General features: G+C 33.2%; 9 protein-coding genes. 4 read left to right on the plus strand and 5 right to left on the minus strand.

Annotation, left to right across the window (positions count from 1 at the left end):
* Positions 1–1489 (plus strand): SDR family oxidoreductase (locus AST02_RS06405; RefSeq protein WP_141714588.1); only part of this gene is annotated, 1489 nt, incomplete at its 5' end.
* Positions 1490–1569: 80 nt separating this feature from the next.
* Here AST02_RS06405 and AST02_RS06410 read toward each other — a convergent pair.
* The 5 genes from AST02_RS06410 to fmdA all read right to left on the minus strand — a co-directional run bounded on the left by AST02_RS06410 (position 1570) and on the right by fmdA (position 6210).
* Positions 1570–2265, minus strand: a complete 696-nt coding sequence (locus AST02_RS06410) for a thioesterase II family protein (protein WP_069816615.1) — start codon at positions 2263–2265, stop codon at positions 1570–1572.
* 3 nt (positions 2266–2268) lie between these two features.
* Positions 2269–3555 (minus strand): condensation domain-containing protein, encoded by a 1287-nt coding sequence (locus AST02_RS06415; RefSeq protein WP_069816617.1) that lies wholly within the window; start codon positions 3553–3555, stop codon positions 2269–2271.
* Positions 3556–3592: 37 nt separating this feature from the next.
* A complete protein-coding gene (locus AST02_RS06420; RefSeq protein WP_069816619.1) occupies positions 3593–4396 on the minus strand; it encodes an oxidoreductase in 804 nt (267 codons plus the stop codon).
* Between the two features lie 354 nt (positions 4397–4750).
* Positions 4751–5017: an FmdB family zinc ribbon protein gene (locus AST02_RS06425; protein WP_069816621.1), complete on the minus strand. Its 267-nt coding sequence runs from the start codon at positions 5015–5017 to the stop codon at positions 4751–4753.
* Entirely contained in the window at positions 5017–6210 is a 1194-nt protein-coding gene (gene fmdA, locus AST02_RS06430) for a formamidase (RefSeq protein WP_069816623.1), read from the minus strand. The genes AST02_RS06425 and fmdA overlap by 1 nt, the downstream gene beginning before the upstream one ends.
* Positions 6211–6874: 664 nt before the next feature.
* Between fmdA and AST02_RS06435 the strand changes: the two genes are divergently transcribed.
* The 3 genes from AST02_RS06435 (at position 6875) to AST02_RS06445 (ending at position 11604) form a co-directional block, all read left to right on the plus strand.
* On the plus strand, positions 6875–8404 hold the full coding sequence (locus tag AST02_RS06435; protein ID WP_069816625.1) for an NADH dehydrogenase subunit 5: 1530 nt from the start codon (positions 6875–6877) through the stop codon (positions 8402–8404).
* 1 nt (position 8405) lies between these two features.
* Positions 8406–11033: a DUF2309 domain-containing protein gene (locus AST02_RS06440; RefSeq protein WP_069816627.1), complete on the plus strand. Its 2628-nt coding sequence runs from the start codon at positions 8406–8408 to the stop codon at positions 11031–11033.
* A 202-nt stretch (positions 11034–11235) separates the two neighbouring features.
* Positions 11236–11604 carry a DUF2294 domain-containing protein gene (locus AST02_RS06445; protein ID WP_002506093.1) on the plus strand — a complete coding sequence of 123 codons (369 nt, stop codon included), beginning with the start codon at positions 11236–11238 and terminating at the stop codon, positions 11602–11604.
* Positions 11605–12266 lie beyond the last annotated feature (662 nt).

Consider the following 12266-nt stretch of genomic DNA (forward strand, 5'->3'; position numbering starts at 1 on the left):
TGTAGCGCCGACAAACGACATAGAAAGCGCTGTAGCGAAAGCATTTGAAGCAGTATTACACGTGAATCAAGTTAGTATTCATGATAATTTCTTCGAAATGGGCGGAGATTCACTTAAGGCCATAAAGTTAACATCGTTAATATCTAAATTATATAATATATCAATTAAAGATATCTTTGAATTACAGACAGTGGAATCTATAAGTAAAGCATTGATTGAACGTGAAGAAATGAATGTAATGACAAAATTAGACGCATTAAAATTTCCGAATGTTAAGAACGAACATCATTTAAATAGTGATTTTATATCAGAAATCAATGATTACAAAGTGCAAAGTAACGAAAATTATAAATTCATTGATAAAGATGTCGTTAAATCTAACAAACAAATATTATTGACAGGCGCTACAGGTTACTTAGGTATCCATATATTAAAAGATTTATTAGAACGTAAAGATTTAATTATTCATGTGTTAGTGAGAAATAATAAAAAAATAAGCGGTGAGAGCAAATTAAATAACAATTGGTCCTATTACTTTAATTCTCAATTAAAAACAGAAGATTTGAACCGTATTCATTTTGTAGAGGGCGATATTGAATCAAAATATTTAGGTTTTTCTAATAGTAATTATGATTATTTAGTAAATAATATAGATATTATTATAAATGCAGCAGCAAATGTAAATCATTTTGCGACAGAAGAATCTTCTTATAACACAAATGTTAAATCAATCCACAATTTAATATCTTTTGCGAAAGACAAAAAGAAAAAAGAAATTCACCATATGTCTACAATTAGCGTAGCTTCAGGTAGCGTAGAGGATAAAAATAGTATTACTTTTTCTGAATATGATGTAGATATTTCTCAAAAACCAAATAATATCTATATTGATGGTAAGATAGAAGCTGAAAAATTACTTATTGCTTATCGTGAAGAAGGTATTGAGACAAATATTTATAGACTAGGTAACTTACAATGTGACTCTAGAACAGGAATTTTTCAAAAAAATGAAGAAAACAATGCTTTTTATAGTGTCATAAAATCATTTAAGATGTTTCAGAAGTTTCCAAGGCTCGAAGATGATGACTTAGAATTTACTCATGTTGACCAAGCTGCACAAGCATGTAATAAATTAATATTGAATGATCAATTAAGCAATGAAATCCATCACATTTATAACAACAAGCGCTTATCACTTCAGAAATTAATGGAAGTATATAATGCGAATAACCATTATATAGAAGCTGTTTATTGGGATGCCTTTTTAGATCACTTAATGGAATGTATAGACCTTGGAGTAATGAGCGATGAAGTCAATGCGTTCTTACTTCACACAGGTATCTTAGACAATACATTATTTAATAAAGTACATTTCGAAATTTTAGATTATAAAACTAATTTCATACTGGAAAAATTAAATTTCCAGTGGGAACCAACAAGTGAAAACACATTAGATATAATGATTAATCATACAAAAAATAATTTCTAAAAAAATGAGGTAGCAAATTTTATTTTGCTACCTCATTTTTATTTTTAACGTATGAATAAACTTTGGAAATTAAAAGCGGTTTAATTTAAAACTAATTTTATTTCTTCGCTTAATTGGTCGTAAGCATCAGTAATAAATAAGTGACTTCCTTGAAAGAATTTATATTCTACATGTTCACTTGTTAGATTCGACCATTTGTACAAAGTATGATTAGCTATAGTGTCATTCTCACCTACAAATATAGAAAGTGTAGTATTCATTTTCTTCTTCTTCTCATAACTATTATGATAGTTATCTATTGCGAGAAAATCGTTTTTAAGAGCAGGTTCAACAATTTCCCATAATTCCTCGTGATTCAAGACTTCTTCAGGAGTATCACCTTTATCTTTTATAAACTTTTTAAATTCAAAATCACTCATATTATTTATATTATTATGCTTAGCATATCCAATAGGTTCACAAGCACAAAGAATCATATGGCTAGGAAGAATATGATGAGATTTATGTAATCTAAAGTAAATTTCATAAGCCAAGATGGCTCCTAAACTGTATCCTAATATTATATATTGTTCAGGCTTTTCTTTAATAATTTGATCGGTTAAATCATCGACCATATCTTCAATTGTGAGAAGAGGTTGCTCATTTAACCTTTCTCCATGACCTGGAAGTTCTAAGGATTTTAAATCAATATCCTTTTGAAGCTTATTTTTTAGAGGGTAAAATATAAATTTATTCCCTCCTGCAAATGGGATACAAAACAAAGTAACGTTCATCATAAATTATCGACCGCTTTTAAAAGTAACAACTTCTATGTCGTTTAAACGTGCGTGCGGGTTATTATAAAATTGAACTAAAATATCTACTAAACTATAATGGATTTGTTCAATATCTTTCTCGGTTAAGTAGCATGTACTGAAGTCATAATCGATATGCAATGTATTATCATTATTTCTATTACTAATATTCATATTTAATTTGTTGTAAAGGTTTGCTTCATTTAATAACCATTCCTCTTTAAACCCTTCTTTTGTAATTTCATTATCATATTGCATATTATGATATGAAATAGCAAAGTCAGCTAAGCTCGGTACATCTTTCTCTTTGTTTTGTTCTATCAATACTGTTGTAGGTAATTTTCTATGTTTTAGTAATTTGAAGTTTTCTTTTTTAACTAAGTTTATAAAACTTTCAACAGATTGCTCAGGATTTAATTCAACGATTAATGGCAGTGCTTTTGTGAACAAACCACAAGTCTCTTTTTCGATGTTACTACTTCTATTATGTACCATCAAACCAATTGAATTTTGATTCTTATTTGATAATTTACTAATATATAAATGCATCAAAGACATAAATAGTGTACTAATACTAATAGAATAATCACTACACATTTTATGAATCAACTTAAATTCGTATTCATTAAGAGAATAAGTTTCTCTTAATGATTTATAATCTATATTTTGTAATTTTGTTAAAAAATCAGTCATTTCATAATTGGATATTGTATTAAACCAATAGTTCTTATCGATTTCAAAACGGCGAGAATTTAAGTATTTTTGGTCATCATTAGCGATATCTAAATAAGAATAAGTATTAGGTTCCACATCATGACCAATCAGAATTTTTGCGACATAGTTAACAGAATGAGTTATGCTCCATGCGTCAGTAATAGCATGGTGGTGTGTGAAGAAAACAGAATGCTTTCCATCGGGGTTTTTTACAATTGTAAAGTCGTATAAATCGCTATTTAATTCAAATAAGCATTTATTTTTTTGTTGATCAATCCAAGCGTTATATTGAGCTTCGTCTGTAAATTCAACTACTGGGAAGTATTGGAAATTAAATGGTTGTAAAGATTGTTTTAGTTCACCTGATTCATTAATTATATGAATTCTATATGCATCAAAATTTTCAACAAGCTTATTTAATGCATTATTTATAGCATCATAAGAATAAGTGTTTTCGATATATAATAAATTAGAAAGATTAGAAATGCTTGTATTAGGTTGTGATAACTCCAACATTGCATAATGATTTTGGGCAAAAGTTAGATTTGCAGTGGACATTTAAATTCGCTCCTGTCATAAATTATTTAGATATCTATTATTTGATAATAAAATTATATAGCTTAACTGGTAAAACTGCATGTAAAAAAATAGAGGTCTTAGCAAGGAAACCGACAATATATCGTGGTTTTACAATGCGTCTTTCTATTGAATTAGTGATAACTTTAGCTACAGCGGAAGGAGGATAAAATAAATTAAGTGAATTTAACTTGATCATTGTATTTGCCAGTGTTAAAGCTTTTTCTTCATAGATTCCTCCTTTAGCAGATGATTTAAGATTTTGAGCTGTAATCGTAGACCATTCTGTTTTTATACCACCTGGTTGGATAACGATAACGTCTATGCCAAAATCAGAAAGTTCTAAACGTAAGCTTTCGGTGTATCCCTCTAATGCATGTTTAGAAGCATGGTACCAAGTACCTAGATAATTAGGTATACGTCCACCGATTGATGATATGTTTACAATTTTCCCTGCTTTTTGTTCGCGCATGGAAGGTATAACAGCTCTTGTTATCTCAGATAGTCCGAATAGGTTTACATCGAACTGTCTTTTCGCTTCTTCAATAGACACGTCCTCAATAGCACCATATGACCCATATCCAGCATTATTTATTAAAATGTTTATATGCCCTTCTTGGTTTAAAATATGGTTAACTACTTCTTTAATCGCATCATAATCTGTTATATCCAGCTTCATTATTTTGACATTATATGCTGATAAACCTTGCATTTTCTTTGTGTTTCTTGCAAGAGCATAAACGCGATAGTCTTTTTTAGCTAACATTTTAGCTGTTTCAAAACCAATTCCGCTACTTGCTCCTGTGACTATAGCAACTTTCATTAAAACCAGCCCCCTTTGTTTTTTAAATAAAAAGATTAAGTAAGTTGAATATAAATATATTGCTTATTTTATAAATATATCACAAATTATACTTTTATTAAAAAAATAGCTTCTCTTTAGTTTTATTAAAATTGTTAACAAAATATTAATTTTATCTACTAAAAGTTAAATTAATATTTTTTTGTTGATTATTGTCATTGTGCTTTTTAAGGATGGTTAATGAAATTAGAGGGAAGGAAGCAATGTCATATATTGAGTCGGTGAAGTGAAGGCTGAAGTGTAAAAATCCATCATTGCTTTATGATTATAAGCAATGATGGATTAGAGTGTTAGTAATACTATTAAATATTTAGATTAATGGCCGGCCATCCAAGGTCTGGCAGTGTTTGTGATTGTTTGATTTTTTTGTGGTAATTTATCTTTAGTGACTACTTTTGGTTTTTGTCCTTGTTCGATGCGTTTTTTTAACTTTGAGTCCATTCCATAAGTTTGAAAAGCAGTATATACACGTTTAGATAAATGGCCACATGCAGGACATGAAACGTTATCGTGTGTGTCATTCATAGATTGACGAATTGTAAATTCATCACAGTTTGGACATACATATGTGTAGTTTGGCATTATTCATCAGGCTCCAATTCGGGTAAAATATCGCCCTTGAATATTTCCCGGGGAATGGCAATGGTACAACAGGCATTAGGGACATCGACAATACCGGCTACGGTGCCTTGAACAGGTGCTGATCCTAGTAACATATAGGCTTGTTCACCTGTAAAACCACGCGTTTTTAAGAATTCAATTGCATTTAAACAAGCATTCCGATAAGCAGTGTTTGCATCTAAGTATGTTTGGTCTCCGTTAAATTCATTAACTGAAATACCTTCAAAAACAATATAGTCTGTATAATTTGGCATAACAGGGCCGGGTTTAAATGCAGGATTTTTCTTGATTTGGTATTTCTCCATCCCATTTTTAATTACGTTTACGCGTAATTCAATCCAACCTGGCATTTCAATTCCACCGCAAAAAGTGATTTCACCATCTCCTTGAGAGAAGTGTAAATCTCCTACAGACAGTTTGGCGCCATCAACGAATACAGGAAAATAAATACGAGAACCTTTTGATAAATTTTTAATGTCACAATTGCCTCCATTTTCTCTTGGAGGCACTGTTCTTGCACCTTCTTTTGCTACACGTTCAAAATCATTTCCTTTAAGATCACCTAGTACGACTGCATCAGTTTCGGGTAAGTTAGCTAATACAGGTTCACGATTAGGGTCAGTATCGACCAACGCTTGTTCACGTCGATTCCATTCATCAAGCATGTCTTGTGAAGGTGCGACACCGATTAATCCTGGATGAATAATACCAGCAAATTCAACGCCAGGGATATGACGACTCGTAGCGTATATCCCATTGAAATCCCAAATTGATTTTTGAGCATTTGGATAATGATCTACTAAAAAACTTCCGCCATTCGTTTTATCAAAAATACCGTTAAAACCCCATTCGTGTTCTGGGAATGTACCTATGTCTAGTATATCTACGACTAATAAATCACCAGGTTCAACACCATTGATGTGAACAGGTCCACTTAATACATGCACACGGTTTAAATTAACGTGTTTGATATCACTTGCATCATCGTTATTGGAAATTTGTCCATCTGTCCAATCTAAACATTCCATACGAAATGATTCACCAAGTTCTACTGAAAAAGCTGCTGGAATATCTGGGTGCCATCGGTTATGTCCAGGGTGATCTTGTTGGTCCATTTTCTTACTTAAATCAATATTGAATAACTTTTTTGGCATAATAAGCATCCTCCTACTTAATTTAAATAGATAAAATGTGACTGTATCATATGTTGAATAAATAATAACACAAAATGTGTAAAATTATAATTAAATTGAGTGGATGGATAAATAAGAAAAGAGAAAGTTAAAAACTAAGAAAGTATATAGCAAAGAAGGAATGTTATTTTAATTATTAATAGCGTGTTTTAAGCTGTATATATAATTATTAAAAGCATTGTTAAATTCATTATAGAAGTTTGTGTTTCTTGACAATCACGAATAATAAGTATATGTTTGTAATATTAAATAAAAATAAATATAGTCGTTGAATACTGCTTTTTTCACGATATTAAAGCTTTAGCAAGCTGTTAATAATCATATTGGCAAATTGAAAAAGTGTACGAATAGTGTTGAAAAGTTAAAATCATCCGTCATATAAGATTAAATGTAATATTTTTAGATTATAAAATTCATAAACATTTATACATATAAGGTAGCAAAGCAAATCACTTCGTTAAAAAGTGCGTTGCAATGAAGCCGACAATTGTAATAAACCGTCCGTGGTTTATTGTATATTGTCGGCTTTTTTTAATGGGAAAATAACTGAACATACTAAGTTATACATAAAAGTAGCTTGATTTTGTAACACTAAAATTAATGTAAAAAGAAAGGAGAATCCAATATGTTCACATCGCTTAATGTATCAATACTGTTAATAATATTTTTCATCACTGTTATTGTTTCTGTATTGAGTGGCATCATGTTTTTAAATTCACGCATACCATTGGCGTATGTGCGCATACATATATTTTTAGTGGCTTTACCACCACTTGTAGCATTTATCGGACTTATAGGCGCACCGAAAAATATAGAAGTAGGATTTTGGTATTCGGATTTTCTAGCATGGTTAATGGCCTTTTTCGTTTTAGTCATAGGCTTAATCATTCAACGTTATTGTGTACAGTATCTAATGGGCGATCGAAGTTATAGAAAGTACTTCACTTTATTTACAATTACCACTAGTTTTGCCGCAATGGCTTGGTTAACAGGTGATTTGCGTATTATGGTGATCAGTTGGGGCGTAACGTTACTTGGTTTAACGCTATTAATTAGCTTAACAAGCGCTTGGAAAGTGACAAGAGCTGCTGCAAAAGTAACCGGTAAATTGTTTTTGTTAAGTTGGCTAGCATTATTGTTGGCGGTAGTGTGGATTGCATTATTAACTGGTGAATGGCAATATACCTCGATTTTCACAGCTACAAATTTAGCTCAAATTAATGCGTGGGAAAGTTTTGGTATTAATATGCTCATTATATTAGCAGTTATGGTGCCAGCTGCACAGTTTCCATTTCAAAGATGGTTAATAGAATCAGTCGCAGCACCAACACCGGTGTCGGCGATTATGCATGCAGGTATTGTGAATGCGGGTGGTATCATATTGGCGAGATTTTCACCGATATTTAATGGTGACATTGCAACATTCGTATTGTTATTGTTTGCCAGTATTTCTGTACTGATTGGTGCAGGTATAAGTTTAGTGCATGTAGATTATAAACGCCTTTTAGTAGGATCTACAATTGGACAAATGGGCTTTATGTTAATCCAGTGTGCAATGGGTGCATACATTCCTGCGATTATCCATTTGATTTTACATGGTTTATTTAAAGCAACGCTCTTCTTACGCTCTGGTTCGGCGGTGCGTCACTTTAATGTACCAAGTCGTGCTAGTGAGAGAATGTCATATTTATGGATCATATCAGGTCGTGTATTAGCTTTGGCTATTGGTTTAGGTTTTTGGCTTACATCTCCTGATGAAGGCTACCGTTTAGTGAGTGGCCTCATCTTAGCTTGGTCATTATCGGTATCATGGACACAACTTGTTGCATTTGGAGAAGGAAAATTCGGACGTATCATGGGATTATTGATACTCATTGTCGTTGGCTCGGTATACTTTATCGTTCATCACTTCTTCGCTAGCGCCTTACATACGATGACTTTCAATAGTGTTCAACCACCTATGCTTGTCGTTGTAATTGTAGCTTTAATGCTCTTGATTGGTAGTTTAATGAGTACATGGGTCGCACGTAATCGTTCATCGGTCGCATTTTCAATATTATATATGTGGCTTGTACGTATCGGGGATGCAAAAGCTGACACTGTAGAACGTCATCCAAACTACCTTAAAACATATTTAACAAAAGGAGGACACTAAAATGGGGGAAGCAAATAGAGAGACAGACTATGTTTCACAAAACAATCCTAATGATATTCGAACATTAATTGATGCTGCAAGTAAGGTTATTGTCCCGTTATCGCCCATTTCAGTGTTTGCGGCAAGAAGTCCGTGGTCTGGGTTAGAGGATAAAACGTTTGATGAAGTTGCACATTGGCTTAAACAAGTGCGAGAAGTAGATATTTATCCTGCGATAGCAAGTATATTAGAAGCTAAGAAACAAGGCGAAATAGATGACCACAAGATAGAGGAACGATTCCAACAGTGGTTGGAGCAAGCGTCATTAGCAATACCAAGAGAAAACGCAATAAAATATGGGCGTAATGCTTTAAAATTACATCCTTTAAAATCTAATCATCATATACAAGAGCAAGTCGATGCATTGGCACAACAGTTAGAGGATTTAGATTTATCAAGTGATGTCAAAAGCTCAACGCCGTTATTGTCTACGTATGTAATGGATGAAAATAATAAAAAATTAATCGATACAGTGGATTATCACGTTATTAAGTGGTGTAAGTTATTTGTTGATGATGCACAATCAGGGTGGACAATGCCGCATCGTGAAAAAGGATTATTCTATTCTTGGAGACGTTTAATCCAATATGATCCAGCGTTAACAAAAGATCAACGTGCCCGGTTGAAGACTTTACCTGATGATGCTGAGTCATTAATTAGAGCCACATTGTTAAAATTAGGTATTGCTGAGGCAGACACGCAAAATTATTTAGAGAATCATTTATTATCATTACCAGGTTGGGCAGGTATGATGCTATGGCAGCATGAAAATAATAGTAAAATGGAGTCGTTGTTATTAGATTACCTTGCGCTTCGTTTAGGCATGGAGTGGGTAATCATGGAACCGTATTTATCAGACTTACCTACAAATGATACATCAGCGAATCAATCTATTTCATTAGCGGATTGCATTTTGTCATGGATGCAATGGGGCGGTTTTACGGCACAACAATGGGACAAATTAACAACGCAAGAACAACAGCAACATGTGTTATTTGCCGTTCAGTTTAATGATCAATTACGTCGTAAATTATTGTTAGAGGCTTGGGAAGCAACTTATAATCAGCAATTAAGAAAGATTATTGCGCCTGAAAAGCAAGTGTTGTTGGAGAATGACACGCCACTTGCACAAATGGCATTTTGTATAGATGTACGTTCTGAGCCATTTCGTAAACAAATTGAAGCAGCAGGTCCCTTTGAAACGATAGGTATTGCAGGGTTCTTTGGTTTGCCGATTGCCAAAAATGAACTTGGAAATCAACATAGTCATCCATCTTTACCTGTAATGAGTAAGCCGCAGCATAAAATTAAAGAATATACACAAGAAAAAGAACCAACTATTTTCCGACAACGTAAGCATGTACTTGAATCGGTCACTTATACGTTTAAGAAAATGAAACAAAACGTGTTGCCTAGTTTACTATTACCAGAACTCAGTGGTCCGTGGTTAACACTACAAACATTTACACGCAGTTTTATACCAAATCGTGTAGGCAACGTGATTCGCAAGTTCTATGCAGGTTGGTTGCAAAAGCCAGAAGATACAGCACTTACGCTTAATCATCATCATCGTAGAGAAGATGGTTTGCCTGTAGGGTTTACAAAAGATGAGCGGTTAAATTATACGCGCCAAGCGCTACGCTTAATGGATTTAACGACGGACTTTTCACCTTTAGTTGTTATGTGTGGTCATGGTAGTCAAAGTGCGAACAATCCGTATGCTGCTTCGTTAGATTGTGGTGCATGTGGTGGTGCAGCAAGTGGTTTTAATGGCAAGGTATTAGCACAGTTGTGTAATTTGCCAGAAGTGAGACAAGGGCTAGCCCGAGATGGTATTGAAATTCCGGAAACGACCGTATTTGCAGCTGCAGAACATCAGACTTCTGTGGATACATTAGAGTGGGTTTATGTACCAGAATTACCAGAAGCGGCACAAAAAGCTTATGATGCTATTGAAGCAGCAATGCCTAACGTCAGCTATTATGCTAATGAACAACGCTTAGAACAATTACCAAATAATAATGTAACGAAGAAAGATCCTGTCAATGAAGCACATCGCTTATCAAATGATTGGAGCGAGATAAGACCAGAGTGGGGATTAGCTAAAAATGCTGCCTTTATTATTGGACAACGTGAGCTAACAAAGCACAGTGACTTACAAGGCAGAGCATTTTTGCATAATTATGATTGGAAAAACGACCAAGATGGTAGTATATTAGCCAATATTATTGGTGGGCCTGCAGTTGTAGCACAATGGATTAACTTACAATACTATGCTTCTACAGTTGCGCCACATTATTATGGTAGTGGTAGTAAAACAACACAAACTGTGACAGCTGGCATTGGTGTTATGCAAGGGAATGCGAGTGACTTGTTAACAGGCTTACCTTGGCAATCCGTGATGTCGTCAGATGATAAAATGTACCATTCACCTATACGTTTACTTGTAGTGATCCAAGCTCCTGAAAACTTTGTAAAAGAAAGATTAGAAGCGGATAAAGCATTCCAACAAAAAGTACAAAACGGTTGGGTGAGATTAGCAACGATTGATGAAGATGGCCAATGGCATGACTGGTTAACGGATTATTAAGCTATATTTGAATGTCATGTCATTGAAAATCTATGAGCATATTGATATCTTATCGTACTTAATTTATTAAATAAAATATAAATGATTTCCCGGGTGATATTGTAGAACTGTGGAGAAAAGTATGCAAAAATGATAATGTTATCTTTATTCAAATAATAATCTAACTTAACCTCATTTTGGTTCTACAGGAGATGCATACTAAATGAAAACAACCAAAGGCACTTACGAGTCTGAAATCAGCAAAGCAATTACACAATGGGAAAAAGACTTCCTTGGCCGTGGCTCTCTTTCTGTAAAAACAGATATATTGCGCGATATGATTATTGTGAGTTTACAAGGTGTATTAACACAAGCAGAGTATAAAGTTTGTGAAACGAACGAAGGACTAGTAACAATTAAAAGAACACGCTCAAAACTCGTGGAATCAGGTATTGAAGCACTCGATGACATTGTATTATCCATTACTGGTGAAGAAGTCAAAGGCTTTCATACTGATTTAAGTTCTCGTACAGGTGAACGTGTGATGATTTTTAAACTTCATAATGACCTTGAAAAACAAATTGCTGAATAGAACAATTCACAGTATTTATTAATGAAAATTAAATTCTAGTATTTAAAAAGCCTAATCAATTTCCGAATAGAAGTTGATTAGGCTTTTTAATATTGTAATTAAAGTATTTTTGGCAAAACAAGCACTTACCGATGTAAGGCTCAGTAAGTGCTTGTTAATTATAGGAATTCAGAAGAAACGTTTACTTAAAAATGACTATCATCATATATATATTTGGGTGTTAAAGAATCATAATCTTTAATTAGAGTTCTTAAGCGTTAACGTTTTGTTCTTATAATGGTAAAATACTTGATACTAAATCTAAAATTGTTTGTACGATATCTCCTAGCATAATACCCCTCCTTATAAAAGTTATGTAATCTCATAGTTCAAGACGTTATACAAAGTGTAAAATTGTCTCAATCTAAATTTACGAGGATTATTTTAAAAGTGATTTGAAGATGAGTTCAACGATGTTTTCGATCATTTCAATTCCCTCCTTCATAAATGCTATCTTGTAATTACTATTCTACTTGGTCTAATACTAAGTTTAGGATTTGTTCTACTAGAGTTGCTAACATTGTATGCACCCCCTTTATCTGAATATTATAATAAATACATTTAAATTTGGTGGAAATTCCCCAAGTGTCTAAATTTAATGCGTAAGTGTTAATATGTTAAAT

Origin of the sequence: Staphylococcus equorum, assembly GCF_001747895.1 — a bacterium.
Lineage (GTDB): Bacteria > Bacillota > Bacilli > Staphylococcales > Staphylococcaceae > Staphylococcus > Staphylococcus equorum_A.

Coding starts and splice junctions, on each gene's coding strand:
- AST02_RS06435 (WP_069816625.1), top strand. CDS start 6,875: ATGTTCACATCGCTTAATGTATCAATACTGTTAATAATATTTTTCATC.
- fmdA (WP_069816623.1), bottom strand. CDS start 6,210: ATGCCAAAAAAGTTATTCAATATTGATTTAAGTAAGAAAATGGACCAA.
- AST02_RS06415 (WP_069816617.1), bottom strand. CDS start 3,555: ATGTCCACTGCAAATCTAACTTTTGCCCAAAATCATTATGCAATGTTG.
- AST02_RS06425 (WP_069816621.1), bottom strand. CDS start 5,017: ATGCCAAACTACACATATGTATGTCCAAACTGTGATGAATTTACAATT.
- AST02_RS06410 (WP_069816615.1), bottom strand. CDS start 2,265: ATGATGAACGTTACTTTGTTTTGTATCCCATTTGCAGGAGGGAATAAA.
- AST02_RS06420 (WP_069816619.1), bottom strand. CDS start 4,396: ATGAAAGTTGCTATAGTCACAGGAGCAAGTAGCGGAATTGGTTTTGAA.
- AST02_RS06440 (WP_069816627.1), top strand. CDS start 8,406: ATGGGGGAAGCAAATAGAGAGACAGACTATGTTTCACAAAACAATCCT.
- AST02_RS06445 (WP_002506093.1), top strand. CDS start 11,236: ATGAAAACAACCAAAGGCACTTACGAGTCTGAAATCAGCAAAGCAATT.